The 25,816-nt window shown below is 71.8% G+C and carries 20 protein-coding genes; 12 read left to right on the top strand and 8 right to left on the bottom strand.

The window, feature by feature from the left end:
* Window positions 1–2: 2 nt before the first annotated feature.
* The 7 genes from AB0L65_RS23985 (at window position 3) to AB0L65_RS24015 (ending at window position 13,877) form a co-directional block, all read left to right on the top strand.
* Complete coding sequence (locus AB0L65_RS23985) at window positions 3–2,885, top strand: hypothetical protein (protein WP_364248926.1); 2,883 nt, start codon at window positions 3–5, stop codon at window positions 2,883–2,885.
* Window positions 2,886–3,001: 116 nt separating this feature from the next.
* Complete coding sequence (locus AB0L65_RS23990; RefSeq protein WP_364248928.1) at window positions 3,002–4,495, top strand: glycoside hydrolase family 43 protein; 1,494 nt, start codon at window positions 3,002–3,004, stop codon at window positions 4,493–4,495.
* A gap of 40 nt (window positions 4,496–4,535) precedes the next feature.
* Window positions 4,536–5,240 carry an alpha/beta hydrolase gene (locus AB0L65_RS23995; protein WP_364248930.1) on the top strand — a complete coding sequence of 235 codons (705 nt, stop codon included), beginning with the start codon at window positions 4,536–4,538 and terminating at the stop codon, window positions 5,238–5,240.
* 222 nt (window positions 5,241–5,462) lie between these two features.
* Window positions 5,463–6,386 (top strand): substrate-binding domain-containing protein, encoded by a 924-nt coding sequence (locus tag AB0L65_RS24000; protein WP_364248932.1) that lies wholly within the window; start codon window positions 5,463–5,465, stop codon window positions 6,384–6,386.
* Window positions 6,387–6,622: 236 nt separating this feature from the next.
* The gene (locus AB0L65_RS24005; RefSeq protein ID WP_364248934.1) at window positions 6,623–11,101 is read left to right on the top strand and encodes a hypothetical protein; all 4,479 of its coding nucleotides are present in this window, start codon (window positions 6,623–6,625) and stop codon (window positions 11,099–11,101) included.
* A 32-nt stretch (window positions 11,102–11,133) separates the two neighbouring features.
* Window positions 11,134–12,795: an AbfB domain-containing protein gene (locus AB0L65_RS24010; protein WP_364248936.1), complete on the top strand. Its 1,662-nt coding sequence runs from the start codon at window positions 11,134–11,136 to the stop codon at window positions 12,793–12,795.
* 182 nt (window positions 12,796–12,977) lie between these two features.
* Window positions 12,978–13,877, top strand: coding sequence for a hypothetical protein (locus AB0L65_RS24015; RefSeq protein ID WP_364248938.1), 900 nt, complete (start codon window positions 12,978–12,980; stop codon window positions 13,875–13,877).
* Here the strand turns inward: AB0L65_RS24015 and AB0L65_RS24020 are convergent.
* Window positions 13,863–15,476 carry an SMI1/KNR4 family protein gene (locus tag AB0L65_RS24020; protein ID WP_364248940.1) on the bottom strand — a complete coding sequence of 538 codons (1,614 nt, stop codon included), beginning with the start codon at window positions 15,474–15,476 and terminating at the stop codon, window positions 13,863–13,865. The genes AB0L65_RS24015 and AB0L65_RS24020 overlap by 15 nt on opposite strands.
* Window positions 15,477–15,563: 87 nt before the next feature.
* Here AB0L65_RS24020 and AB0L65_RS24025 point away from each other — a divergent pair, with 87 nt between their 5' ends.
* Both AB0L65_RS24025 and AB0L65_RS24030 read left to right on the top strand, forming a co-directional pair.
* Complete coding sequence (locus AB0L65_RS24025; RefSeq protein WP_364248942.1) at window positions 15,564–15,722, top strand: hypothetical protein; 159 nt, start codon at window positions 15,564–15,566, stop codon at window positions 15,720–15,722.
* Between the two features lie 47 nt (window positions 15,723–15,769).
* On the top strand, window positions 15,770–16,588 hold the full coding sequence (locus AB0L65_RS24030; RefSeq protein ID WP_364248944.1) for an MOSC N-terminal beta barrel domain-containing protein: 819 nt from the start codon (window positions 15,770–15,772) through the stop codon (window positions 16,586–16,588).
* A gap of 39 nt (window positions 16,589–16,627) precedes the next feature.
* Here AB0L65_RS24030 and AB0L65_RS24035 read toward each other — a convergent pair whose 3' ends face one another.
* Complete coding sequence (locus AB0L65_RS24035) at window positions 16,628–17,962, bottom strand: hypothetical protein (protein WP_364248946.1); 1,335 nt, start codon at window positions 17,960–17,962, stop codon at window positions 16,628–16,630.
* Between the two features lie 105 nt (window positions 17,963–18,067).
* Entirely contained in the window at window positions 18,068–18,196 is a 129-nt protein-coding gene (locus tag AB0L65_RS24040) for a hypothetical protein (protein ID WP_364248948.1), read from the bottom strand.
* Between the two features lie 107 nt (window positions 18,197–18,303).
* On the opposite strand from AB0L65_RS24040, the gene AB0L65_RS24045 reads away from it, so the two are divergent.
* The gene (locus AB0L65_RS24045; protein WP_364249287.1) at window positions 18,304–18,540 is read left to right on the top strand and encodes an SDR family NAD(P)-dependent oxidoreductase; all 237 of its coding nucleotides are present in this window, start codon (window positions 18,304–18,306) and stop codon (window positions 18,538–18,540) included.
* A gap of 257 nt (window positions 18,541–18,797) precedes the next feature.
* Here AB0L65_RS24045 and AB0L65_RS24050 read toward each other — a convergent pair whose 3' ends face one another.
* The 3 genes from AB0L65_RS24050 to AB0L65_RS24060 form a co-directional block, all read right to left on the bottom strand.
* The gene (locus AB0L65_RS24050; protein WP_364248950.1) at window positions 18,798–20,318 is read right to left on the bottom strand and encodes a multicopper oxidase family protein; all 1,521 of its coding nucleotides are present in this window, start codon (window positions 20,316–20,318) and stop codon (window positions 18,798–18,800) included.
* 11 nt (window positions 20,319–20,329) lie between these two features.
* Window positions 20,330–20,794, bottom strand: coding sequence for a hypothetical protein (locus AB0L65_RS24055; RefSeq protein WP_350738118.1), 465 nt, complete (start codon window positions 20,792–20,794; stop codon window positions 20,330–20,332).
* Window positions 20,795–20,887: 93 nt separating this feature from the next.
* Entirely contained in the window at window positions 20,888–21,736 is an 849-nt protein-coding gene (locus tag AB0L65_RS24060) for an AraC family transcriptional regulator (protein ID WP_364248952.1), read from the bottom strand.
* A gap of 135 nt (window positions 21,737–21,871) precedes the next feature.
* On the opposite strand from AB0L65_RS24060, the gene AB0L65_RS24065 reads away from it, so the two are divergent.
* Complete coding sequence (locus AB0L65_RS24065) at window positions 21,872–22,831, top strand: DMT family transporter (protein WP_364248954.1); 960 nt, start codon at window positions 21,872–21,874, stop codon at window positions 22,829–22,831.
* Between the two features lie 6 nt (window positions 22,832–22,837).
* The gene (locus tag AB0L65_RS24070) at window positions 22,838–23,854 is read left to right on the top strand and encodes a class I mannose-6-phosphate isomerase (protein WP_364248956.1); all 1,017 of its coding nucleotides are present in this window, start codon (window positions 22,838–22,840) and stop codon (window positions 23,852–23,854) included.
* Window positions 23,855–23,865: 11 nt separating this feature from the next.
* Here the strand turns inward: AB0L65_RS24070 and AB0L65_RS24075 are convergent, their stop codons facing one another.
* Window positions 23,866–24,213 (bottom strand): NAD(P)-dependent oxidoreductase, encoded by a 348-nt coding sequence (locus tag AB0L65_RS24075; RefSeq protein WP_364248958.1) that lies wholly within the window; start codon window positions 24,211–24,213, stop codon window positions 23,866–23,868.
* A 30-nt stretch (window positions 24,214–24,243) separates the two neighbouring features.
* Window positions 24,244–25,773 carry a heparinase II/III family protein gene (locus tag AB0L65_RS24080; protein WP_364248960.1) on the bottom strand — a complete coding sequence of 510 codons (1,530 nt, stop codon included), beginning with the start codon at window positions 25,771–25,773 and terminating at the stop codon, window positions 24,244–24,246.
* Between the last annotated feature and the right edge of the window lie 43 nt (window positions 25,774–25,816).

The following is a 25,816-nucleotide window of genomic DNA, read 5'->3' on the forward strand; positions in this document are numbered from 1 at the left end:
CGATGGCGCTCCCCATCAGCCGGAGGACCGTGCTGGCGTCCTCCGGCGCGCTGGCCGCCGCCACGTGGTTATGGAACGGCGAGGCCGCCGCCGCCACGACAGGCCGTGAGGCCCCGCTGGACGTGGTGGTCTTCGGCGACGAGGCCTCCGAGAGCGCGCACGCGGTGACCGCCGACCGGTCGGCGGTGGTGGCCGGGGCGCTCGGCCGCTCCGCGCGCGTGCTCAACCCGCAGGAGCCCGCCGGGGTCTGGGGCGGCACGGTCTCCTTCACCGTCAAGTGCGCGCCGCGCGGCACCACGTACGTCACGATCAAGCTGTGGGGCGGCGACCGGGCCGCGAGCGAGGCCGACCAGTCCCGGCTCCAGCTCTTCTGCGCGGGCGCGCAGGTCGGCCACTACCACCTGGGCGCGGTCGATCCGCTGGACATCCTCAGCCAGGACGCCCACTCGCCGGGCCGCTTCCACTTCCACACGCTGCCGCTGCCCGAGGCGATGACGCGCGACCGCGAGCAGGTCACGCTGGAGATCCGGTCGATGGGCCGGATCTGGGGCTACGGGCAGAACGCGGCCGAGTTCTACCGGTCGATGGACAAGCCCAGCCGCCCCTTCTACCGGATCTACACCCATACCGAGCCGTACTTCCCCGGCGACGGCATCCAGGGGCCGGCGCCCGACGCGCCCGTCCGGCCCGCGCCCGGCCCCGAGGTGCTGGCGGACATCGAGGCCAGGGTGCTGCGCGAGCACCGCAACTGGCTCGACGGCAACCCCGCCGCGCTCGACTCCTGGGCCTTCCAGGGGCTGGCCGAGGGCTACTTCTGGCCCGAGAGCCCCGCCTACCGGTCCGCGGACGCGATCGACCAGGTGCTGGCCGCCATCGACGCCCGCTACACCAAGTGGCTCACCGACCCGACCGTGCTGACCGCCTCCGACCAGCAGTGGGAGGGCTTCGCCAAGGTCGGCACGGCGCTCCTGCTGCTCCGCGACGTCCTGGGCGACCGGCTGGAACGCCCGGTCGGCGGGCGGCCGGTGGGCGCGCCCAACCCGGGCTTCGAGCGCGGCGGCACGGCCCCCGCCTCCTGGAACACCGCCCGGTGGGCCGGCACGGCCACCTGGCTCTGGGACGACACGGTCAAGCGCGGCGGCGCGCGTTCGGTCAAGGTCACCGTCGCCGCCGGGGCCGCCGCGGGCTGGAACACCGCCCAGAACCGCACCCTCATCGGCCAGGGCCGGCACCGCTACGGCGTCTGGGTCAGGACCGAGGACGTCGTGGCCCCGGGCGCCTACCTCGACGTGCTCTTCTACGACGCCGCCGGGAAGATCGTCGGCACCGACAACAAGTTCTACGCCCCGGCCGGCACCCGGGACTGGACGCAGATCACCGCCGAGCTGACCACCCCGGCCACCGCGGTCGAGCTCCGGCTGGACGTCCGGGTCGAGGGCGGCGGCACCGCCTGGTTCGACGACGTCGAGGTCACGCCGCTGGACGGGGCCACCCCGCCGGTCCAGGGCGATCTCCCGGTACGGCGGGACGCGTACACCAGGATGCTGGCCGAGTCGATCTCGTACTGGCGCCGGCACATGCCGCACTACAGCAACCAGACGATGATCTGCGCGCTCGGCATCTACCGCTGCAACCGCGCCCTGATGCTGATAAATCCGGAGAAGGCGCCGCTCGCCGAGGAGAAGGCCCGCGACTACATCCACCAGTCCGTCGGCCTGAAGCCCTTCCTGGGCAGGGAGGACGCCTCCGGCACCCCCAGCAAGATCCTCGGCGAGCACTTCCACCAGGTCACCCGCAAGGGCCTGACCAGGGAGCTGGGGTACGTCGGCAACTACGGCGAGGTGACCGACTGGCTGGTCCTGCTCTACGAGGCCGTCACCCGCTTCGACGGCGTCGAGGACGCCGAGCTGAAGGCGCACCTGATCAAGATGATCAACGCGCGGGCCGTCTTCCGCTACCCCGAGGTCGACAACGACGGCTACCGCACCATGCGCATGGAGGCCGCCGTCGGCTGGCGCGACGACCACTATCCCGGCGACGTCGTCTACGCCCAGCGCCTGGCCTGGGACGGCCACCCCGCCATGGCCGCCGCCGTGCTCGGCGACCCCGCGATCACCGGGCACGCCCAGCGCATGATCGCCGACAACCAGTTCTTCGGCCACCTCGACCTGCTGCTCACCAACACCTGGCCACGCGTGGGGCTCAACGCCCTGCGCCTCGTGCAGCGCGACTGGCCTGCGTTCCAGGCGCTGCCGGCGAGCGGCACGCGGTTCCCCATGGACTGGGACGCCCCTGCCTTCGTCTTCTCCGACGAGGAGAACGGCGTCGTCGCGATCAAGAACGGCAAGGAGATCCTCTACGTCTCCCTCTACTGGCGCGCCCGGCAGGCCGTCAACGACCTGGCCCGGGTCCACCACATCACCCCGGACACCCACCGGGTCGCCACCGTCCGGCAGCAGTGCCAGGTCACGCCCACCGGCGACACCTGGACCGAGGCCGACTGGGTCTGCTTCTCCTTCGCCATCAACGACCCCGCCGCCTCCCACATCCCGCCCGGCGGCTTCCCGCCCCCCGGTCCGCAGGTCCACCAGGCCTTAGCGGGCGAGGTGCTCAAGGTCGGGCCGCACCCCGCGGACGTCCCGGACCCCGCGCTCGGGGTGGACTTCCCGGGTGTGGAGAAGCTCTTCGTCGGGAAGGCCCAGTTCTACCGCTGTTCCTACAGCCGCTACCTCATCGGCATGAACACCTCCGAGGACCGGCCCCGCCGCCTGCACACCACCGGCCCCGGCCACGCCCGTGACCTCGTGACCGGCCGCCGCGTCCGCCTGGGAGCCCCGATCGAGGTCGCGCCCCTCAGCACCGTGGTGCTCTTCCTGGAGGACTGATGCACTCGCTCCCCGAGTCGGCGGAGGACGATCGACCGGAACGTTACCGTTGTTCACCGTGCCTCGGGCCTGCGCCGAGAAGTTGAGCTTCCTGCTGGAAAGAGTGTGGAGATCGTATGATCCGCAATCCCGTCCTGCCCGGTTTCGACCCCGACCCCTCGATCGTGCGGGTGGGCGAGGATTACTACCTGGCCACCTCGACCTTCGAGTGGTATCCGGGCGTCCGGGTGCACCACTCCCGTGACCTGGTGAACTGGCGCCCGCTGGGCGGCGTCCTGACCGGGCGCGGGCTGCTCGACCTGTCCGGCGTGCCCGACTCCGGGGGCATCTGGGCGCCCGACCTGACCTATCACGACGGGCTGTTCCACCTGGTCTACGGCGTCATGGACAACTACGCCCTCGGCTACAAGGACATCGCCAACCACCTGATCACCGCGCCCTCGATCGAGGGGCCGTGGTCCGACCCGGTCCGGCTGCCGGGCCGCGGCTTCGACGCCTCCCTCTACCACGAGGACGGCCGGAGCTGGCTGCTCAACATGGTCTTCGACTCCCGGCCGGGCCGCGGGTTCGCCGGGATCGAGCTGCAGCCCCTCGACGGCGGCAAACCCGAGCTGATCCTGCCCAACCGGAATGTCACCGAGGGCCCGCACCTCTACAAGATCGACGGCTGGTACTACCTGATGGTGGCCGAGGGCGGCACCGGCTACGAGCACGGGGTCACGGTGCTGCGCTCCCGCTCGATGTCGGGGCCGTACGAGGAGGACCCGGCGGGGCCCATGCTCACCTCGCGTCACGACCGGAGCCTGGAGCTGCAGAAGGCCGGGCACGGCTGCCTGGTGGAGACGCAGACGGGGGAGTGGTACCTGTCCCACCTGATGGCCCGGCCGTACCACAACGGCAGGTGCGTGCTCGGGCGCGAGACCGCGCTGCAGCGCGTGACTTGGGAGAACGGCTGGCCGCGCGTGGCGGGCGGTGTGCCCGCCGTCGAGGTGGCCGCGCCCGAGCTGCCCGCGCACCCGTGGCCGGCGACCGAGGGCTGGAACGGCGGCTCGCCGTCCCCCGGCGGGCTCGGGCCGGACTGGAGCACGCTGCGGCGGCCCGCCTCGCCCGACTGGCTGACCGTCGACCAGGGCGGGCTCACCGTCAAGGGCGGTCAGTCCCCGTACGGCCTGCGCAGCCCGAGCCTGGTCGCCCGCCGGGTCACGGACCGGAAGTGCTCCCTGGAAACGGTCATGCGGTTCGAGCCGGACAGCGTCCACCAGTGGGCGGGCATCGTCGCCTACTACAACTCGCGCAACTGGCACTACCTGGCCGTGACCGCCGACGGCCTGGTGCTGACCAGCAGCGACCAGGGGACCCGCACCGAGCGCCTGCTCGGCCCCGCGGGAGGCGAGGTCGAGCTGCGCGTGGAGTTCGACGGGCCGGTGGTGCGCTTCAACCACGGCCCGGACCTGGACGCCACGATCCTGTCGGACGAGCACGCCGACGAGTTCATCGACGGGAAGGTGCGGGCCTTCGGCTTCACCGGCGCGTTCGTGGGGTTCTGGGTGCAGGACCTGGCGGGGGAGGGCTGCTCGGCGCGCTTCGAGCAGATCGGCTACCGCACATGAGCAACACCGGTCTCTCCAGCACCTCGGGCACCCCATGAGGGTGCACGTCGAGACCTGGGGCCAGGGCGGCCCGCCGCTGCTCCTGGTGCACGGCTGGGGCGGCGACCACCGGCTGTGGCGGGGCCTGGACTTCGGGGGCCGCCGGGTGATCGCCCCAGACCTGCGCGGCCACGGCCGCTCCCCGGTCCCGGAGGCCGGGTACCGGCCCGTCGACCTGGCTCGCGACCTGGTGCCGCTGCTCGACGAGCCGGTGCTGGCCGTCGGGCACTCCATGGGCGCCCAGGTGGTCACCGCGCTGGCGGTCGAGCACCCGGAGCTGGTCAGCGGGCTGGTGGTGGTCGCCCCCGCCTACGGCGCCGACGAGGAGGAGGAACGGCTCATCCCCGGGCGCCTGGCGGCGTTGCGCGCCGACGGCGTGGCCGCCGCGCTGCGGCAGCTCGGGCCGCTGCCCGCGCCGATCACCGGGCAGCTGCTGGCCACGCCAGGTCACGTGCTGGCCGAGTGCTACGCCGGGATGTACACCGTGCCGGGTGCGTTCGGGGTGCGGCGGGAATCCGAGCGATATCTGGCAAGACGGGCCTGTCCGGTGCTCGCCGTGCACAATGTGCCGGAGGCCGCGCGGTGGGAGGCGGGTCTCCCCGGCCATCCGCGATCCAGGACCGTGGTGTGGCCTGATTCCGGGCATTTCCTGCATGTGGAGCATCCGGCGACGTTCGTGGAGCTGGTGGCCGGCTGGGACCACTGAGTCTCCTGGGGTTCGCGCCGTCGCCGTGATGACGGTCTCACAATTCGGGTTCGGCAAACGTGAAGACCATCACATACACTCTGACCAGCGGTTACGTGGTGGCCGTTCGTGCCGCCGCCCGGCCTCAGCGCAGCGGCCGGGCGGTCACGGGTGCGTGTGGAGCGCGCTCGCCGGTCGGTGCCCTTTCGCAGCGGGGCTGAAGCCCAACGAGAAGATATGATCATGCGAAGTCTCGCGTACGTCATTGCCGGGGTCGCGCTGGGCGCGGCCGCCTGCGGCGTGCCCGCCAACGGCGACGACACGGAGGGCCTCACCATCGGCCTGTCGGTCTCGACGATGAACAACCCGTACTTCGTCCAGTTCCGTGACGGGGCGGAGGCGGCCGCGCAGCGCTTCGGGGCCAAGCTGGCCGTCGCCGACGCCCAGAACAACGCCTCCCGGCAGGCGACGCAGATCCAGGGCTTCACCAGCCGCAAGCTGAAAGCGGTCATCATCAACCCGGTCGACTCCAACGCGCTCGCCACGGAGGTCCGAGCGGCCAACCTGGCCGGCATCCCGGTGATCGCGGCCGATCGCGCCATCAACCACGCCTCGGTGGCGCAGACCCTGACCTCGGACAACCTGGCCGGAGGCAAGCTCGGCGCGCAGGAGCTGGCCAAGCAGATCGGCGGGAAGGGCCAGGTGATCGTGCTCCGCGGTACGGCCGGCACCTCCGCCTCCCGAGACCGCAGCAAGGGCTTCACCGACGGCATCGCCGCCTACCCGAAGATCAAGGTCGTGGCCGCGCAGCGGGCCGACTTCGACCGGGCCAAGGGCCTGAACGTCATGACAGGCCTCATCCGGTCCCACCCGGGCCTCGACGGGGTGTTCGCGGAGAACGACGAGATGGCGCTGGGCGCGATCCAGGCCCTGGGGCCGAAGGCGGGCCACGTCAAGGTCGTCGGCTTCGACGGCACGCCGGACGGGATCAAGGCGGTGCGGGCGGGCAGCATGGCCGCCACGGTCACCCAGCAGCCGCGGCTGATCGGCTGGCAGGCGGTGCAGGACGGGATCAAGGCGGCCAAGGGCCAGACGGTCGCCAAGTCGGTGGCGGTCCCGGTCAAGCTGGCGACCAAGGAGAACGCGAACGAGTTCTGGACCTTCTGAGCCAGCGAGCGTAGTTAACGGTACCTATCAGAGTGCGCTCAGCGTAAACGCGTCCCGGCGGGTCGGCAAGAGGGGAAAGCGCATTCCTGAATTTCCAGCCGCCAACCATGTCTCTGAACTGGTAAAACGCTGAGCTTGAGCTGATCGCTCATGTAACGCCTGGGTAACGGGTTCTTGTCGGGCATCTCACTGCGGCCTAATCTCCGGGGAGAACGTTTTCTATCGGGAGATCCGCCATGCTCATACGGCACCGGTTAGGCGGCCCGCTCGCCGCGATCCTGCTGCTGCCCTTCCTCGCCGCGCCCCCCGCGATGGCCGCCCCTCTGCCCGCCGGACACGTGGACGAGGTCACGTTCGGCGACACCGAGTCCGAGAGCGCGCATGCGCTGCAGGCGGCCTCCACCGAGGTGGTCGAAGGGGCGCTGGGGGAGCCCGCCCGCGTCGCCAAGCCGACCTCGCCGCCCACCGTCAAGGGCGGTGAGCTGAGGTTCAGGGTCGCGGTCGATCCGGTCGCGCAGAACTACTTCACGCTGAAGTTCTGGGGGAGCGACGTCTCGCCCTACAAGACGATCGCCTACGTCAACGGCGAGCAGATCGGCTACCGGCGCTCGGGCGACTACGAGGCGATCAACCTCGGGTCGAGCAAGGCGCTGCCGGGCCGGTTCTACTACAACACGATCATGCTGCCGCTCGGCCACACCCTGGGCCGGCGGGCCGTGGAGATGACGGTCCGGACGTACGACGCCGGGTTCGCCCAGCCCGTGACCGCCGACTCGCGCGGCTACTACCGGGCCTACACGCACACCACCGCGTACCTGGACGTCTCCGGCGAGAAGCAGGGGACGGTCACTCCGGACACGACGCCCGCGCCCGGGCCGGCCGACGCCGAGAAGCAGGCGATGGTCGACCGCTACCGGAAGAGCCAGATCGACCTGTTCAACCAGTACAGCGGGCAGCTCGACGCCTCGCCGACGGCGAAGCTGTCGATCGTCCGCTACCAGGACGACCTGCGCTTCTACGCCTCGGCGCTGCTGGAGCCGTGGACGCTGGCGAACACGCCCGAGCTGAAGAAGGCGGCGCTGGGACGGCTGTTCAAGGCGATCGACAACCACGTCAAGGACTACTACGCCGACACCCGGCTGCTGCTGCGGGGTGGCCACCAGGGCGACTGGGGCGGCTACTACGGGGCCCTGGGCGAGGCGCTGTACATCGTGGAGAACCTGATCCCCGAGGTGTACGGCACGAAGGAGTTCGAGGCGTTCCTGGACGAGCCTTTCGTCACCGGCACGCAGGACGGGCCGTCCTCGCTCAAGGGCGTGGACTGGGACGGCGGGGAGCTGTCCCGGCGCGAGGCGTACGAGCGGGTGCTGAAGGCCAACTTCGACTTCGCCCGCGCGCGCCTGTCCTACATCTACAACCAGGTGATGTACACCTACGAGGGCGCGTGGGAGGCGCACGAGGGCCTGCGGGTGATCGGGTCGCGCTTCTACGAGGGCAAGGCCAGGAGCCACCGGATCCTGCTGGAGGCGCTCGGCGTCGAGCCCTTCCTCGGCGAAGAGGTGCTGGTGGGGCCCGACGGCAAGGACCTGGACCTCTACCACTCGCTCTTCTACCACGACACCACCGCCCGCTTCACCGACGACTTCGCGCAGATCGTGGGCAAGGGCCTGGCCAGGAGCAAGCTCGGTCCCGACGGGCGCGTGGTGCGCCGCCTGCCGTACGGCGAGCACTACACCGGCATCACCAAGGCCGGTCTGACCAGGGAGAACACCTTCGTCGCCAACTACGGCGAGGCCACCAACTACCTGCCGGAGTACTTCTTCCGCACCTGGGGCCACCAGGGCGACGAGAAACTCAACGACGAGATCCTCAAGCTGGCGCTGAAGAACCTGCACGCCCGCGGCTTCACCCGCTACACCGGCACGGACGACGACGGCAAGCGGGTGGCCCTGGCGGAGATGGCCGTCGACGAGCGCAACGCGGCCTACCCGGGCTGGCCCGCGTACGCGCTGCGCAACACCGAGGGCCGCACGATGGAGTACGTCACGCTGGACAAGCACATGGCCGAGCACGCCGAGCGCTACGCGGGCGCGGAGTGGGAGCCGTACCGGCGCTACGCGAACGAGGCGGCCGGGTTCGTCCAGCAGCAGCTCGCCGACAACCAGTACTTCAACACCTTCTCCTCCGTGGAGGCGAAGCGGAAGTACGACATGTGGCTGCCCGAGACCTACGCCTACCTGCGCGCCCGTCCGGCGGCCGGGGCCGTGCTCCCGCAGACGGACTTCGCCGCGTACACGCCCGCGGAGCTCGCCGCCCTGGGCGTCGACCCGGCCCGCTACGAGCGGTTCGCGTTCGCGGACGTGGACGACATGTTCGTCTCCGTACGCGACGGCGACACCCGGATCTTCGGCTCGCTGTTCGAACGGCAGCGCGGCGTCGCCGGGAACGGGCGGCTGCACGTCCTGGACAAGGACCACCACAACGTCGTGCAGATCGCCACGGACACGCAGTTCGCCTACCGCGACTACAACCTGCGGATGGACAACATCGACGTCGACTTCATGGAGGACCAGCAGAAGGGCGACGGCGGCCTGCCGCAGGCCCTGGCCGGTGAGATCCTGCCCGCGGCCTACCAGCCGGGGGTCGGCACCGTGCGGCGGGAGAACTACGAGTTCGACACCCCCTACTCCGGATACGCCGACTTCCTGACCGCCCGTTACGGGAACTACGTGTTCGCCTTCAACACCACCCGGGACGACCACGGCAACAAGCGCTCGTTCTCGCTGGACGTGCCCGGCGACGCGGTGGACCTGGTCTCGGGCAGGCGGGTGGCCGGGGGCGCGGTGAGCGTGCCGCCCGAGACCGCGATGGTGCTGAGGCTGGACGGCGCCGTGGCCGAGCGGCCGAAGCCGCACCACGTGGACTTCGTCCAGGCCCTGCGCGACCGCGACGGCGTCACCCTCACCTGGAAGGCCGCCGCCGGTGCCGAGTCGTACACGATCAGGCGCGACGGCAAGGTGGTCGCCACCGGGGTCCGCGGCACGACGTACGAGGCCGGCAGGCAGTCCGGCGCCTACACCGTGACCGGCGTGAACCGCCACGGCTCCGGCTGGGCCTCGCAGGCCGTCCAGCCGCCCGCCGCGCCGGTGGACCGCGTCGGCGAGGTCGCGGGCCGCGTCAAGGCGGACGGGGACCGCGTCGAGCTCACCGGGGGCGACGGCAAGGGCCTCGGCGACGGCGACGACTACTACCTGGACAAGCGTGACATCAAGGACACCCTGCTGTTCTCGAACGAGGTGCTCACCGGCAGTGGTTCGGTCAGCGCCCGGATCGAGCAGGCGCGGGGCCCGGCCAGTGGCGTGCTGCTCCGAGCCGACGCCCGCTACATCTACTTCGGCGCGGACGCCTCGGGCCGGCTCGTCCTGCGCAACCGCACCCGCGACTCCCGGCACGACTGGCAGGACGACCGGCGCAGCCCGATCGACGCCGGCATCCAGGGATACACCGCGGCCGAGTACCCGTTCGTCAAGCTCGTACGGGATGCCGACGCCCAGATCGTGCGGGCGTGGGCGAGCAAGGACGGCCGGTCGTGGTCGTACGTGGCGGAGCTGTTCACGCCCTTCCCCGAAGGCGTGTACGCCGGGGTCGCGGCGGCCACGGCGGCCACGTTCAGCCACGTCACGGTGTCGCCCGACCGCGAAGGGACGCTGTACGCCCGGGTGGAGCGGGCCCGGGACCGGGTGACGCTGCGCTGGAGCAAGCCGGACGCCGCCACCCGGTTCACCGTCTACCGCAAGGACGGCGCGAGCGCCGCCTGGCGCCCGGTGCTGTCCAGCGCGCTGACCTTCGACTTCACCGACGAACCGCTGCGGCACGGCACCCGCTTCTACCGGATCGCGGCGATCGGCGCGGACGGCGCAGAACGGCCGGGCTCGGGCCTGCTGATGGCGACGGCCGAACCGCTCGCCACCGTGATCGCCGAAACGGAGAAGCTGCCCGCGGCCGACTACACCAAGGGCAGCCACTACCTGCTCACCCGGGCGATCGCCGAGGCGCGGGCGGGTGGCGACGAGGACGAGCTGATCGACCGGATCTACGCCGCCGTCGAGCAGCTCGTGCCGGTCGGCACGCTGCTCAAGAAGGTGACCGTCGAGCCGTCCATGGTGGAGGCGTCCACCGAACCGTGGGGAGGCGGCGGCACCAAGGCCCAGAACGGCTGGCGAGCCTTCGACGGCGACCTGGCCACCGCCACCGACACCACCACCTCGGCGGGCTGGATCGACGTGCGCCTGCCGGCGGCGGTCGCGCTGGACGCGCTCCGCTACCACCCGCGCTCCACCCACGTCACTCGCCTGAACGGTGCCGTGTTCAGGGGATCCGCCGACGGCGGCGCCACCTGGACCGACCTGCACACGGTCAGCGGGGTAGACGCGGCGCAGTGGTACTCCGTCCCGCTCCCGCGGACCGCGGCCTACCCGTGGCTGCGCATCGCCTTCCCGTCGGGCAACACCAACGTGGCGGAGATCGAGTTCCTGTCCATGAGCGACGACCGTACCCTGCTCGACCTGCTCATCGAGGAGGCCGAGGCCGTCGATCCGGGCCGCCGCACCCCCGAGCTGACCGCCGCGCTGGAGCACGCCCGCTCCGAGCTGAGCGGTCAGGAGCAGATCGACGCCGCGGCCGAGCGGCTGCGCGTCGCCCTCGCGAGCCTGTGACCCCGTACCCTCCAACCCCCTAAGGAGAGGTCATGTCCGCACGCACCCCCCACGTCACCCGTCGCGGAGCCCTCAAGACAGCGCTCAACACCGTGCTCGCCGCGGGCGCCGGCGCGGCCCTGCTGGGCCGCGCCGAGCCCGCCGCCGCGGCCAGTCACCCCGGCCTGCTGCACACGCAGGCCGACTTCGACCGCATGCGTTCGATGGTCAACGCCGGAGCCCAGCCGTGGAAGGCGGGCTGGGACCGGCTCGTGGCCAACTCCCACTCCCAGAGCACCTGGACGCCCAACCCGCAGGCGACGATCGTCCGCGGCGGCGACGGCCAGAACTACGGCATCCTCTACAACGACATCCACGCCGCCTACCAGAACGCGCTGCGCTGGAAGGTCAGCGGCAGCACCGCGCACGGCGACAAGGCGCGCGACATCCTCAACGCCTGGTCCGGCACGCTCACCACGGTCACCGGCAACGCCGACCGGTTCCTGGCCGCGGGCATCTACGGCTACCAGTTCGCCAACGTCGCCGAGATCATGCGCGGTTACGGCGGCTTCGACCTGGCCCGCTTCCAGCGGATGATGCTCAACGTCTTCCACCCGCTCAACGAGAGCTTCCTGACCAACCACAACGACGCCTGCATCACCAACTACTGGGCCAACTGGGATCTGTGCTCCATGAACTCGATCCTGGCCATCGGCGTGCTCTGCGACCGGCAGGACCTCATCGACCGGGCCGTCACGTACTTCAAGACGGGCGCGGGCAACGGCTCGATCGCGCACGCCATCCCGTTCCTGCACAGCGGCGGGCTCGCGCAGTGGCAGGAGAGCGGGCGCGACCAGGGCCACACCATGATGGGCGTCGGCCAGATGGGCGCCTTCTGCGAGATGGCCTGGAACCAGGGCATCGACCTGTACGGCTACGACGGCAACCGGTTCGCCCAGGCGTGCGAGTACATCGCCAAGTACAACCTGGGCGAGGACGTCCCGTTCACCGCCTACACCTGGGGCACCGGCCAGAACTGTGCCCAGCAGACGCACACCGCGATCTCCTCGGCCAGCCGCGGCGAGGTGCGGCCCGTCTGGGAGACCGTCTACCACCACTACGCCGTCAGGCGCGGCCTGGCGATGCCGTACTCGGCCGCGTTCGTCGCCAAGGTGCGGCCGGAGGGCGGCGGCGGCGACTACGGGCCCAACAGCGGCGGCTTCGACCAGCTCGGGTTCGGCACGCTCACGCACGCCAGGGTCCCCGGCGCCGCCACCCTCCCGACGGGGACGACGAGGTCGCTGCGCTCGGTCAACTATCCCGCCCGCTACGCCAGGCACCAGAACGACCTCGGCTACCTGCACGAGGTGAGCGCCTCCAGCGACGCCCAGACCCGCCAGGACGCCACCTTCACGATCGTGACGGGGCTCGCCGCGCCGAACGGCTACTCCCTGCGCGCCGCCGACGGCCGGTACCTGCGGCACTTCGGCTGGCGGGCGCGCCTGGGCGCCGACGACGGGACGGCCCAGTTCAGGGCCGACGCCACCTTCTACGCCGTCCCCGGCGCCGCGAGCGGCTCGGTACGCCTCGAATCGAGCAACTACCCCGGCCGCTTCCTGCGCCATCGCGGCTTCGAGCTCTGGGTGGACGCCTACGACGGCACGGCCGGGTTCCGCGACGACAGCTCCTTCACGGCCGTCACGGCCTGGGCCTGACCCCGTCACGGGCGGGCGGCGCCACCGTTCGGGTGCCGCCCGCCTATGGACAACGTTCTCTAGGGGCTACTGAAGGTGATCATGTCCTTCCTTTCCGGTTGTTTCCGGGAGATCGGCGGATCTTCACTGCTACCGTCCGGCCTTTCCGGCAGTAAACCCGAGAGAAAGAGAGACGGACCCCTATGTGGATCGCATTGGGTGTGATCGCCGCCCTGGTCGCGGGCGTGGCTCTGTGGTGGAAGTTCCGAGATCCGCTCAGAGGCGAGGACTTCTACAAGTTCCACGTCGAACGCAAGTGGGCCTGGGAGCTCATCCTCGACGACGAGCAGGAGCGGGCCTTCATGGCCGGGCTCGAGGCGTACGACGAGGAGAGCACGGTCTTCCCGCACCGCGAGTCCGGCGCGCTGCGCGTCTACGACCCGTCCATGATGATCTCGCTCTTCCTGCTCACCGAGCAGTTCGCCGCGATGGGCCCGCAGGCCCTGGCCGACCCGGCGGGCGCCGTACGCCACCTGATCGACCGCGCCGCGCACAGCGAGACCGGCGGCGTGCTGCACCTCGACGACGACTGGATGGCCGAGCCGGTCGACGGCATGGACAAGTACGACTTCACCAGCGCGATGATGAGCGCCACGCACGCCCAGGGCGTGGACGGCGGCGTCGGCGGCTACGGCGACGAGGACGGCGGCTACGGCATGCTGACCGTGCTCGTGGAGATGCCGCAGCACGTGGCCCGCATGTACGACGACGCCCACAGCCACGCCGCCCCCGGCGAGATCCGCAACCGGCTCGACGTCTACAAGGCCGTGATCGAGGAGCCGGAGCCCGAGTTCGTGGCGGGGCTGGAGAGCGCCGACGCCGAGCGCAGCCGCTTCACGAACACGCTGATGTACGACTACGGCCGGGTGCTCGCCGGATACCGGTCGATGCGCCCGCAGATGCCGCAGGCGCAGCCGTCCGACGTCATGTCCATGGTCATGGCGCGCATGCTCTCGGACAGCCTGCCCGGCATGACCTGGACCCGGCAGCCGTCCACCGAGCAGTACCAGCGCGCCCTGGAGCTGATCTCAACGAGGGGCTGACCCGCCGCGGGCGAACCGGCCCGCGAAGGTCCGCACGTCCGCCGACCTGCCCGCCAGGTCGGCCGCCCACTTGACCGCCGTCCTCAGCGACGGCTCCGGGGCGTGGTAGGACCTGTCGACCGACCACCACCAGGCCCGCTCCCGGGGCGGCTCGGCGGCCAGCGCGGCCGCCGCCAGCCCCGCCGGGTGGCCCGCCCGCTCCCAGAGCTCCTCCCACTGCGCGCGGCGCAGGCGCAGGTAGAGCAGGTTCTTGAGGTCGGCGAGCACGCCGAGGTCGTTGACGGTGGCCTCGGACAGGTCCAGCCCGTACAGGCGCGGGCACGACACGAGCGGCGCCAGGTCCACGGGGTTCGCGGTACGCAGCGTCAGCAGGCGCAGCGTGGCGTGGCCCGCCAGCGGCCACAGGTCGATCGCGTCCATGGCCAGGTCGAGCAGCTCCACCGGCGTGTCGCGGAGCGGGCCCAGGTCCGCTCCGGGCACGTTCTCCACGGTGATCTGCCACAGCGTCGGCGTCCCGCGCAGGGGCCGGAAGTCGGCCCAGGGGGCGTTGAGCACCGTCAGGCGTTCGATCCCCGCGCGCATGCCGCGCATGGAGGCCGCGTCGGCGCCGGCGACGACCAGCGTGCGGGGCTCCTCCTCCGGCTCCTCGGCGTCGATCCACAGCTCGCCCTGCTCGGCCCGGTACGCGCCCGCCCGCAGCGCGGCGACGTGCCGATGCAGCAGGCCGGTCACCGAGTCGGCGACGTAGACCGGGCCGTCGTCGTGGTGCACGCCCATGCGGATGACCTGGCCGGAGCGCCCGCCGGGGCCCGGCGCGAGGTCCACGGCCAGGAAGTCGCCGCCGGTGCTGGTGGCGAACGGGATCCAGCCCGGGTGGTCCGACGCCCGGCGCACCGCCAGCGGCGGGCCGGTGCTGGTGATCAACGGGGTGCGCAGGTGGTCACGCCAGGCGCGGCCCGCGGCCCACCAGCGGTTCTCCGGGCGGCTCTGGCTCACCAGCCTTTCCAGGCCGAACCAGGGGTACCGGTCCAGCAGCCCCTCGCCGCCGTCGCCGTCGATGTGCGCGTACAGGGCACGGAGGTCGTCGGGGAGCCCCATCGCGAGCTCGGCCCGGCGCGCCTCCGGCAGGGCGGGCGGCGGCGCGTACGTGTCCCGCCCCAGGATCCGGTCCCGCTCCCGCAAATAGGCGCCGAGCAGCGCGACCGCCTCCCGCGGGTCCCCCGCCTGCGTGGGCTCCACCGGGCCCTTCTGGAACGCCGCCGGCTCGGCCGGGAGCGCGTGCCGGTCGAGCACGTACAGGAATCCGCCGCCCTGGGCACGCTCCAGCGACTCGCTGATCACCGCCTCGAACCGCCCCTTGGCCTCGACCACCAGCTCGACGGTCAGATGATCGCCGGCCGGCCCCGCCAGCGTGTGCACGGCGCACAGCTCGGCGTGCAGGTCGACGTCACCGCCGCCGGCGCCGGGCTCGTACGTCAGGCCGCTGTGCCCGGATCCGCCGCCGGCGGTCGCGAACCCCCGCAGTTCGGCCCGGCGCCACTTCGGGGGTGCCGCGGCCGCGATCTTCTCGGCCATGGAACGGAGTACGTCGTCGATCACGCGGCCTTTCCCCACCCGACTCGATCTTGTGAACGGCCGGATCCGCACCCGGTCGCTTTGTCGGTGATGATCTCTAATCTCCCGCCCATGACACAAGTGATCCCGTTACCCGCCTGGCAGGAGCTGCGCGGCCTCGTCACCGACGAACGGGCCGAACCGGTGTCCTCCCCGTGGGTGTCCCGGATGCGGGACCTCCTGGCGTCCGGGCATCGGCCCCGGACAGCGAGGGAGCGGCGGGAGCGGTGACATATTTGCCTCCTGACGGCCGTTACTGAACCGGATAAGCTTGGGCGGTGATCCTTGATCAAATCCTGATTTATCCGCTGAAATCGGGTCAGGGTTGGGCGCGGTCCGAGGCGGTCGTCCACCCCTGGGGCCTGGACGGGGACCGGCGGTGGGCGGTCGTCGACGAGCACGGCGACAACCTGTGGCTGGGCGAGTTCCCGCGCCTGGCGTCCGTCGCCGCGCACCCCACCGCCGAGGACGGCCTGCGGCTCGCGGCGCGCGGGATGGAACCCCTGACCGTGCCGCCCGCCACCGGCGCTGCCACGCGGGTCGGCTTCACCGGCCTGGACAAGGCGGTGCTCGCCGACGACGCCGCGCACGCCTGGTTCAGCGAGCTGCTGGGACGCCCGGCCCGGCTGGTGTGGCTGGACGACCCCACACGGCGGACGATCGACCCGGCGCACGGCGGGTTGCCGGGTGAGGTGGTGAGCTTCGCGTGGGACGCGCCGCTCCTGCTCATCTCGGAGTCGTCCGCGCTCACCCTGGACGGGTGGCTGGCCGAGGAGGCCGCCAGGAACGGCGAGGATCCGCCCGGGCGGTTGTCACGGGTACGGTTCCGTCCCAGCGTGATCATCGAGGGCGCGGAGGCCTTCGCGGAGGAGGGCTGGCGCGAGGTGCGGATCGGCGACGTCCCCTTCCGGGTCTCGGAGATCTGCGACCGTTGCGCGGTGACGACGATCGATCCGGAGACCCAGGTGAAGGGCAAGGAGCCGCTGCGGACGCTGGCCCGGTACCACAAGTGGGACGGCAAGACCTGGTTCGGCATCCGCCTCGTCACCCTCGAGCCGGGCACGATCCGGGTGGGCGATCCGGTCAGCGCCCGCTGACCGGATCGATCGCGCACGGTGGCCGGCGAGGTGCCGGTCTCAGCAGTCGAGGTTCGGGCAGTTCAGGGCGAGCACGAGGCGGTCGCTGTCGTAGATGGCGTCGTAATCGCCGCGGAACTCGTTGACCAGCCATATCTCTCCGCTGGCCGGCCAGTAGGCGACGTTCTGCGCGTTGCCCGGGGCGGTGGTCATGTAGTGGACGTCGAGCGTGCCACGGTCGGCGGAGATCGTGACGCGGTGCAGGCAGGACTTGCGGAAATCCCCTGAGATGTTCGCCGTGCCGCCCGGCATGTAGGTGACGGCGGGCGCGCCGTCGGGACACAGCCCGACGAGGACGCCGTTGTCGCCGGTGAACACGCCGCCCTGCAGCTCCCAGACCGGGCTGGTCCATCCCTCGGTGGGGTGTACGAGCCCGTCGGAGCCGGTCTTGAGCAGGGCGGTGGACGGGTCGAGGGGCCAGCGCAGGATCTTCCCGCCGGAGGCGCCCCTCTTGTATTCGACGGTGGTCAGGTGGTCGGCGCCGCTCCGGTCGAGCGAGACGCCGTTCAGGCAGGGCCTGGTCAGGTCGAGGCTGGCGCACACCGCCGGGGAGTTGAGCCGGTAGTAGCCGATCTGCGGCAGGGCGAAGCCAGAGTATGCCGCCGAGCAGACGCCGCTCACGCAGCCGACGTTCCCTGACGTGGTGGAGTTCATCTTCCAGAAGTGGGTGAGGTCGAAGACGCGGACCAGCCGGTCGCCGCCGGACACGTCCGGGTCGCCGCCGGTGACGAGGAAGAGCTTGTTGCCGTACCACGAGATGCCGTCGGCGTGGGTGGCGATCTCGTGGAAGCCCTCAGCGGTGCCGTCGGGTTCGACCAGGACGACGTGCCGGTACGGGGCGCCCGACATTCCGGCGGTGACGTCGACGAAGGTGACCCTGGCGAGCCGGTTGGCTCCGTACTCGTGGGAGGCGCCGCTACGCCAGCTCACCGCGACGATCTTCCGGCCGGCGCAGCCGTCGCAGGGCGGGTAGAGCACCGAGCCGTTCATGCCGTCGCCGCTGCCCGTGATCCCCTGCGGGAACCAGTTCGCGGTCGTGTCGTCGGTGGCGTTCCAGCAGAATCCGCTGACCGGGACGGAGACGTGGAGGTCGGTGGGGTGGCAGATCGCGCGGGTGGTGTAGCCGCCGGCGATGACGGTGTCCATCCGCACCTTGGTCACCGGCAGCGTGGAGAGCACCGCGTCACGCGCCGACAGGGTCGAGGTGAACGCCAGCGGCCGGACCTGAGCCAGTTGCGCGGCCGTCAACGCGTAGCCGGTGGCCGCCTCGGCGGGCAGGGGGACGGCCAGCAGGGCGGTGAGGAGCAGGACCAGTGCGGCTAATCGCGTGACCACAGGTGGCCTCCGTTATTATGAAGGTTTCCTGCATTACTAACATCAACTTGGAGGGTGGTCAACGACATAGGGGAGGAATCGGGGGCTACTTAGTGAGGGCTCCTCCTAATGTGGCCTGTAGGTCGGCATCGTGGTCCGGGGCCGGAGCTTGGTCTCGTCCTCGCTGCCGGGTACGGCGGTCATGATGACGATCTTGAGCTCGGAGTCGCCGTCGGTCAGGATGTCGCAGTCCACCGTGACCGCTGCTGCGCCGCTCGGACGCCCCTGCGATCAGCAGCGGCAGGGGCTCCCTCGCCTTCACCCACGACCCCGGCCGGCCCGAATCGCACGTCATCGCGCCGCTGTACACCTCCTCGAAGGCGGCGCTGACGATGTTGACCACGCAATACGCGAAGGGGCTCAAGGGCATCCGCGTCAACGCCGCCGACCCCGGCTACACCGCGACCGACCTCAACGGTCACAGCGGCCCCCAGACCGTTGCCGAGGGCGTGGACGCGATCGTCGCCCTCGCCACCGAAGGGCCCGGCACCGGCACCGGACGCTTCGTCTCCCGCCATGGCGAGATCGCCTGGTCCTGAGACCGGGCCGTGCCGGAGTCGTCCCGGAGGACCGATGGATCCTCTCGCGTGACGCGAGTGCGACTGACGCACCTCAGCGGGGGCCGGGTGGTGCGTTGAAGCCGGCGCCGCCCGCCTCGTCGGCCCAGGCGATGCCGTGGGTGATCACCGAGTAGAAGGGGGCCGGCCTGGAGTCCGGCCAGTCCACCGGGATGGAGTCGGTGACCGGCCGGCGGTCTCAAGATCGCCTCCGGGATCAGGCGAACGCCCGATAGGGCTCACTCGGGCTGGTTGTCGGCCGAGCCGCCGACCGTGAACCGGGTGGTGACCCCCTCGTACATCAGATGGGCCGTGAGCCCTTCGGAGGCGTGGGGCAGGTTGTGGCAGTGGTCCATCCAGACGCCGGGGTTGTCGGCGACGAACGCGATCTCGTACGTCTGGCCGATCCCGACCTCGAGGGAGTCCACCCACCAGGGGCTGCCGGTGGCGGCCACGCCGTCGCGCGTGAGCACCACCGCGTGGTGGCCGTGCAGGTGCATGGGGTGCGCCTCGCCGCTGTTGTTGGAGATGCGCATCCGCACCACGTCACCCTCGGTCACGTGGAACATGGGCACGTCGGGGTACAGGTGGCCGTTGATCGTCCACCACACTCCGGGGACCCCGTCGAGGAAGCCGGGGCGGCGGCCCACGTCGTACTCGAAGCGCCGGTCGGGCTTGGCGGGGTCGAACCCGAGCGGCGCCCGGGTGCCGTACGTGAGCGGGTCGAGCGTCGCCGCCGGTCGCGGCACCGGGGGCGCGTCGTACGACGTCGAGCCGAGCACGACGCCGGCGGGACCGCCGAGGTGGATCCGCACGGGGGAGCCGTCCGCAGGCATGGTGACCTCGAGGTCGGCGCGTCCGCCGGCGGCCACCGCGACCGCCTGGTCCCGCACCGGCGCCGGCCCGCTGACCTCGGTGCCGTCCACGGCCACGAGCCGGTACGGCGCGCCGCTCACCCAGGCAGGCATGACGCCGTACTCGGTGTTGATCACCCGTACCCGGGTCCGCGCGCCGGGCGCCGCCTTGACCTGGACGTCGCCCTCGCGCCCGTTGACGGTGCGGATGCCGCCGTACAGGTGCACCAGTGCCACGACGTCTTGCACACCGGCGGTTTTGGCCGGCGCGACGACCAGCGCGCCGAGCAGGCCGCCGCGGACCTGTTCGTGTGACATCTGGTGCGAGTGGTACCAGAAGGTGCCCGCGCGGTCGGCGACGAACCGGTAGGTGAACTCCTTGCCGATGCCGACCGCGTCCTGGGTGACGCCAGCGACGCCGTCCGCGGCGTTGGGGACGTCGACGCCGTGCCAGTGCAGCGTGATGCCGCCCGGCACCGACTCGTTGACCAGCCGGACCTGGACCAGCCGGCCCTGGACGGCCTTGATGACCGGGCCGGGCGACTGCCCGTTGAGCGTGTAGCCGTCGAAGTCGCGGCCGGAGGCCAGCCGGAACCGCTGCTTGCGGGCCACCACGGTCACCGTGACGTCGGCCGGGCGGTCCGCGTCGGCGACCAGTTCCGTCACGTCGCGCCCGCCATGTTGAGCAGGGGCGTGGGCTGAGGCGCCTCCCATCGCATGCGCCCCGTGGTTCTGGGCGCCTCGCGGCCCGCCGCCGTAGTCCGCGTACCCCATGTCCATGACGGAGTACGCGGACGGCAGCAGGCTGGCCTGCCAGAGCCAGATCAGCGGCCCGAGCACGGCCGCCGTCGCGGCGCACGCGACGGCGGTGCGGACCCGGCCGCGATCCGGGCGGTTGCGACGCATGGGAAGCGCCGTCAGCCGCGGGCCGCGTGCTGCGACCCCGGCACGGCGGCCGAGGTCACGGCCGCGCCCCGGCGTGCCGCGTAGAGCGCCACGGTGAACAGCAGCAGCGCGTTGAGGCCGTGCACGAGGCCCACCATCGGGATGCTGTGGCCGACGAGGCCGAAGGTGATCTGCAGGACGACCAGCAGCAGCACCAGCCCGGCCGCCTTCACGGCCCCGGGGAGCTTCGCCCAGAACGAGGAGATCAGCAGGAGCAGCGCGAGGACCGGGATGACGAAGATCCCGTTCATGCCGTGGATCATGAGCCCGAGGGCCTCGGCGAACGGCGTCTCGCCGCTCTCCATGAGCGTCTTGTCGACCACGCCGCCCCCTTCGACCCACAGGCCGAGCCCGGCGTCGGCCCAGACCACCATCGACGCCTGCACGGCGACCTCGATCGCCACCAGGTAGGCCAAGACCTTGTAGACGTTTTTCATCGCATCCTCCCTGTCCGGTGTTGTCGCGAGTCACGTTAGGGAGGGTGACTTGGGGCGGAATGGTGGCAGACTTGGGACGGACTGAGAAGAGGTTCAGACCGGTCGTGCCAGTCGATACTGGGTGGGCGTGACGCCGTACGAGCGGGTGAACCAGCGGGTGAGGTGGGCCTGGTCGGTGAACCCGGCCTCGACGGCCACCCGGGCGGCCGGATGGCCCTGGGCGAGCAGGCGGCGGGCGGCGCGCAGCCGCAGCTGGCGCTGATAGTCGCTGGGCGCGAGCCCGTAGGCCGTGCGGAAGGCCCGGTAGACGGCGTACCGGCTGGAGCCGGTCCAGGCCGCGAGGTCGTCGGCGCTGATCGGCTCGGCGCGGCGGTCGTGGATCAGCTCGCGCGCCCTGGCGGCCAGCCGCGTGACGGCGGGCGCGCTGAGAGCGGCGGGCGGTCCGGGCGGCGTGCGCGCGGCCAGGCGCACGAGGGCGGCGACGGTGGAGGAGAGCAGCTCGTCGCGTTCGAGCGGGCCGGCGCCGTGCTGCAGTGCGGTGTGCAGCCGGCGCAGCCGCTCCGCGAGCACGGGTGAGCCGAGGACCGGCGCGGCGAACAGGGGCCGCCCCGCGGGGCGCCCGGTCAGATCCCGGAGCACGTCGGTGATCAGGTCCTCGCCGATGTGCACGATCCGGTACGTGAAGCCCAGCTCGTGGGCCGCGTGCCCGTCGTGCACCTCGTCGGGGTTGAACGCCATCACCATCCCGGCCGCGCTCGTGTGCCCGGCGCCACGGCAGGTGAAGGTCTGCGCGCCGTGCTCGGTGACGCCGAAGGAGTAGGTCTCGTGGCTGTGCCGGTGGTAGCGGTGGCGCAGGAAGCTCGCGTACATGGCCTCCAGCGGCATCCCGTCCGCGCGCCAGTAGCTGGTCCACTCCCGGGGCCCGCGGCGCTCGCCGGTCATCGCATCACCATCCGGTCATCGCCGCGCACGAGCGTACAAGACCGGCATGGCGCCCCGGGCGCAGGCTGGATCGCTGCCGCCGCGCCCGTCTCCTCTGTTCTCCGGCGCGGACCGGCGTGTCGCGGAGGTGAACCCATGGCAAGCACTGTAACGAGCGGCACCAAGCCGTACCTTCTGCTGGTCACGACGATGCTGCTGTGGGGGAGTGGCTTCGGTGCCTCCAAGGTGATCGTCGACCACCTGCCCCACTCCGTGGTCGCGACCCTGCGCTTCGGCGGCGGAGCCCTGGCGCTGCTGGTCGCCCTGCGGCTCTCCCAGCAGCCCGGCGGCCGGCGGCGGCCGCCGGTGCGCGACTGGGCGCGGGCGGCCGGCGCGGGCGTGCTGGGCGTCTTCGTCTACAACGTGCTGTTCTTCTGGGGGCTGTCGCTGGCTCCGGCGATCGACGGGAGCACCATCGTCCCGGTCATGAGTCCGGTGCTGACCACGTCGTTCCTGCTGGTCATGGGCCAGGAGCGGGCGTCGGTGGCGCGGGTGGCGGGGCTGGCGATCGGCGCGGCCGGGGCCGTGGTCTTCTTCGTGGGCTCGGGCGGGGAGGCGGGCGCGGGCCAGGGCCGGCTCGCCGGGGACCTGCTCTTCCTGCTGAGCGCCTGCTGCTGGGCGGCGTTCACGCTGATGGGCCGCCGCGTGCTCGCCGGCATCGACCCGCTCAAGGCGACGACGTACGCGACGGTGAGCGGGGCGGTGCTCCTGGCGATCTACAGCGCGCCGTCGGCCGCCGAGGTCGCCTGGCACGACGTGCCCGCCTACGTCTGGCTGAACGTGGCCTTCGTGGCGCTCGGCCCGACCGCGGTCGCGAACCTGCTGTACTACCGGGGCATCCGCGACGTGGGGCCGGCGTCGGCGTCGATCATGATGTTCGTCGTGCCCGTCGTCGGGACCGCGTGCTCCGCCCTGTTCCTGGGGGAGTCGTTCGGCACCGTGCAGTCGGTGGGCGCGGCCGTGCTGCTCGTCGGCGCAGTCCTCGCCGTCACCCAGGGCAGGCTCCCGGTACGGCGGCGCGCTATCGTTCAAGAGCCCACGTCACCCCGTCATTGAGGAAGCATGACCATCTACCGGTTGCCCGCCAACACACCCCGCTCGTTCTACCGGGGTGAAGGGCGCATCGGCAGGTTCCGCGGCGTCCGTCCCGCCGATGACCCGTACTTTCCGGAGGACTGGATCGCCTCGACCACGAGCCGGCACGGCGCGGCGCCCGCGGGACTGACCACGCTGCCCGACGGCCGGTCGCTGGCCGAGGCGATCGCCGGAGATCCCGTGTGGTGGCTGGGGGAGCGGCACGTCGCCGAGCACGGCGCGGACCCGGCGATCCTGGTGAAGCTGCTCGACGCGGGCGAGCGCCTGCCGCTGCACGTGCACCCCGACCGCCGCTTCGCCGCCGCCCACCTGGCCTCGCCGTACGGGAAGACCGAGGCGTGGGTGATCGTCTCGGCCGAGCCGGGGGCGGCGGTGCACCTCGGCTTCGCCAGGGACGTCGAGCCGGGCGAGCTGGCCGGCTGGGTCGCGGACCAGCGGATCGACCGGATGCTCGACGCCACCAACCGGGTGCCGGTGCGGGCCGGCGACGCCATCCTCTGCCCCGCGGGCCTGCCGCACGCCATCGGGGCCGGGGTCCTCATGGTCGAGGTGCAGGAGCCGACCGACTTCTCCGTGCTGCTGGAGTGGGCGGGCTTCGACATCGACGGCTCGGCCGCCGGGCACCTGGGGCTCGGCTACGACCAGGCGCTCGCCTGCGTCGACAGGAGCGGCTGGGGTGAGGAAGGGCTCGCCGAGCTGAGCCGCGCCCGCCGCCCGTCGGCCGACGCCCGGCCCGGGGTCCAGCGGCTCTTCACCGAGCTCGCCGACGAGTTCTTCGCGGCCGAGCGGCTGCGGCCCGATCCGGTCAGCGTGCTGGAGCCGGCGTACTCGGTCGTCGTGATCACCGCCGGTGCCGGCTCCGTCGAGTGCGAGCACGGCGCGCCGCTCCAGGTCGGGGCCGGGGACACGCTGCTCGTCCCGTACGCGGCCGGGAAGTGCGCGCTGCGCGGCGACGTCACGGCGGTGCGCTGCAAACCGGTGTGAACCGACGGGAGTCAGGCGATCCGCGGCAGGTCGGCGAGGCGGACCTGCCCGTGCAGCGGCCGTCCCGTGACGAACCGTTCGACCTCGCCCACTGCGTACTCGCCCAGCGCGCGCAGCTCCCTGCCCCGGGCGCCGCTGACGTGCGGGGTCACCCAGACCCCGGGCGCGGACAGCAGGGGATGGCCCGCCGGCAGGGGTTCGGGGTCGGTGACGTCGAGGATCGCGTTGAGCCTGCCGGACACGCACTCGCCGGTGAGCGCCTCGGTGTCGACGAGCGTGCCGCGGGCGGTGTTGATCAGCGTGGCGCCGACGTGCCCGATCTGCGCGCGCACGGCGAGCGGCGGGCGGCCTGCCACCATGCGGCCGAGCTCACCCTCGCCGGGGTGGGGTCAATGGCACGTGAAGCGGAGGTCGACGGCCGGATGGCCGGGCGGGACGTGTAGCCGCAGGCGGTGGACGGTGTCGGGACGGCCGTGGTGGTCGCGGGTGGCGAGCGTCTCGACCGTCGCCGCGAACCCGGGATGGTCGAGGGTGACCAGGCCGTCCCAGCTCACCCGGTCGCCGCGCGCCTCGGGGCGGATCCGGCTGATGAACACCTCCTCGACCGGGACGTCGCCGGTGAACTCGTCACGCAGGTCGAGCCGGCCGTCCCGGTGCCAGCGGAAGCGGCGGACCACGGGCGACGGGTAGGCGGAGCTGAGGTCGAGCGCGAAGGTCAGGCCGTCGGGCGTCTCGGCGTACTCCAGCACCTCGGCGCGCCCGCCGCGCTGGGGGACGCCGCCGACGACCGGGAGCGAGTGGCCCTCCGCCGAGGGGTGCAGGAAGGTGTGGCGCCGGTCGCCGAAGTAGTCCCGCGTGTACTCGCCGGCCCCGAGGTCGTCCAGCACGTTGCGGCCGCCGGCCCTGAGGACGAAATGGCCGAGGTCGTCGTGGTTGTGCGGCTCGTCGTTGTGTCCGCCCTTGGCCGCGAAGCCGTGGCCGCGCTCCCCCCGGTCCACCACCCAGGCCAGGTCGGGCAGGTAGCTGGTGGTCTCCACCGGCCGTGACGGCACCGGGCGGTACCAGGCGAGCGTCCTGGACAGGTGGCCCCACCGGTAGCAGTGGTCGGCGTGGAAGGAGGGGACGGCGTCCGGCCCGGGGGTGCCGAAACGCTCGGCCAGCCTGGTGAGCAGGCCGGCCGGGAGGAACGGGTCGTCCGTCGTGTCCGAGAACGGCACGTGCCCGCCGTCGGCGAAGCGCACCCGGTGCGGGAACGCGGCCATCGCGGCCACCCTGGGATGGTCGAGCAGATCCTCCCCGGTACGCTCGCGCAGCGCCTCGGCGAAGTAGACGAAGTAGCCGAACCCGTAGACCCAGTACGCGACGCCTTCGACGCAGCCGCCGTCGTCCCCGTACCCGTCCAGGAACCGCCGCATCGCGGCCCGGCATCGCGCCAGCACCGGCTCCGGGTCGTCCAGCACGGCGAGCGCCGCCATCCCGGCGGCGCCCCCGCACACCGCCTCCCAGTTGTTGCCGAACCCCTCCCACTCCATGGGACGCGGGTCCAGGAACCGGTCGAGGACCCGGTTCCCGACCTCGGCGCGGGCCCGCTCGCCGACCACCGGGTCCACCCGCCCGGCGAGCTCGGCCAGCGTGTGGGCGGTCTCGCAGGCGAACAGGTCGACGGGCATCGACCGGTGGGCGGGCAGCACCCACGTGTACTCGTCGCAGGTCGCCCACACCACGTCGTCGAGCGCGTCCCCCAAGGGATCACGCAGGGCCAGAGCCGCGAGCCTGGCGCGGCGGCCGAAGTAGCGCCGCTCGTAGCCCAGCCGCTCTCCCGTGCGTCCGTACTCGCGGAAGGCCGTGTACGGCAGTCCGGGCAGCGGCTCGTCGCTCGCCGCGATCTCGCGGATCTCGCGTTCCAGAGCGGACAGCACGGGTCCGATCATAAAGAAACGGGCGGCTCGGCATTTCGCCGGG

This window comes from Nonomuraea sp. NPDC052116 (assembly GCF_040680035.1).
In the GTDB taxonomy this organism is placed as follows: Bacteria; Actinomycetota; Actinomycetes; order Streptosporangiales; family Streptosporangiaceae; genus Nonomuraea; species Nonomuraea angiospora_A.

Bases quoted from the DNA above. Each gene is read 5' to 3' on its own strand.
- AB0L65_RS23985 (WP_364248926.1), top strand. From the start codon at position 3: ATGGCGCTCCCCATCAGCCGGAGGACCGTGCTGGCGTCCTCCGGCGCG.
- AB0L65_RS23990 (WP_364248928.1), top strand. From the start codon at position 3,002: ATGATCCGCAATCCCGTCCTGCCCGGTTTCGACCCCGACCCCTCGATC.
- AB0L65_RS24000 (WP_364248932.1), top strand. From the start codon at position 5,463: ATGCGAAGTCTCGCGTACGTCATTGCCGGGGTCGCGCTGGGCGCGGCC.
- AB0L65_RS24005 (WP_364248934.1), top strand. From the start codon at position 6,623: ATGCTCATACGGCACCGGTTAGGCGGCCCGCTCGCCGCGATCCTGCTG.
- AB0L65_RS24010 (WP_364248936.1), top strand. From the start codon at position 11,134: ATGTCCGCACGCACCCCCCACGTCACCCGTCGCGGAGCCCTCAAGACA.
- AB0L65_RS24015 (WP_364248938.1), top strand. From the start codon at position 12,978: ATGTGGATCGCATTGGGTGTGATCGCCGCCCTGGTCGCGGGCGTGGCT.
- AB0L65_RS24025 (WP_364248942.1), top strand. From the start codon at position 15,564: ATGACACAAGTGATCCCGTTACCCGCCTGGCAGGAGCTGCGCGGCCTC.
- AB0L65_RS24050 (WP_364248950.1), bottom strand. From the start codon at position 20,318: ATGCGTCGCAACCGCCCGGATCGCGGCCGGGTCCGCACCGCCGTCGCG.
- AB0L65_RS24055 (WP_350738118.1), bottom strand. From the start codon at position 20,794: ATGAAAAACGTCTACAAGGTCTTGGCCTACCTGGTGGCGATCGAGGTC.
- AB0L65_RS24060 (WP_364248952.1), bottom strand. From the start codon at position 21,736: ATGACCGGCGAGCGCCGCGGGCCCCGGGAGTGGACCAGCTACTGGCGC.
- AB0L65_RS24065 (WP_364248954.1), top strand. From the start codon at position 21,872: ATGGCAAGCACTGTAACGAGCGGCACCAAGCCGTACCTTCTGCTGGTC.
- AB0L65_RS24070 (WP_364248956.1), top strand. From the start codon at position 22,838: ATGACCATCTACCGGTTGCCCGCCAACACACCCCGCTCGTTCTACCGG.
- AB0L65_RS24075 (WP_364248958.1), bottom strand. From the start codon at position 24,213: ATGGTGGCAGGCCGCCCGCCGCTCGCCGTGCGCGCGCAGATCGGGCAC.